Raw genomic sequence first — 750 nt, forward strand, 5'->3', positions numbered from 1 at the left:
TCGGATGCACTCTCTGAACTGTCACAAGGTGAAGGTGATTTGACGCAGCGCATCGAGATTGAACGCATGGATGAAATTGGTGAACTGGCCACGCACGTCAACCAGTTCCTTGCTCAAATGCAATCAATGCTAAAAAACATCGTCGAAAACAGTCAGCAGTTGTCAGAACAAGCACAACAGGCGAACGAACTCTCAGCCATGGCGGCAGGACGCGTTGAGCACCAACAAAATGACGTAAACCAAATTGCTACGGCCATTCATGAAATGTCGGCAACCGCTGCAGAAGTCGCAAGTCATGCAGAATTGACCGCAAGTGCATCCCAAAACTCCGCATCTGCGTGTGTGGAAGGTCAAAGCGTTATTCAGAAAAACCGAGAAGCGATTGTGTCGCTTGCTGAGCAAGTGAGTGATGCGGCAAATGTGATTTCTGAACTGGAAGCGAACACCCAAAGCATCAACCAAATTTTGTCTACGATTCAGGGCATTGCTGAGCAAACCAACCTGCTCGCTCTCAATGCGGCCATCGAAGCAGCACGCGCGGGTGAACAAGGACGCGGATTTGCCGTGGTAGCGGATGAAGTACGTGTACTTAGCCAACGCACTCATGGCTCAACAGAAGAAATCCGTACCATGATTGAAACGCTGCAAAGCAATACCAAGCTTGCCGTAAACAGCATGCAAGCCAGCACTAGCTTGGCAGATACCAGCGTGGATTACGCACAGCAAGCGCACGACAGTCTAACCAGCATC

Annotated in this window: 1 protein-coding gene; it reads left to right on the top strand. The window is 50.1% G+C overall.

The features are described 5' to 3' along the window. Positions 1-750 (top strand): methyl-accepting chemotaxis protein (locus R8N49_RS26790; RefSeq protein ID WP_318190407.1); only part of this gene is annotated, 750 nt, incomplete at both ends.

Source organism: Vibrio sp. 1978, assembly GCF_033344345.1.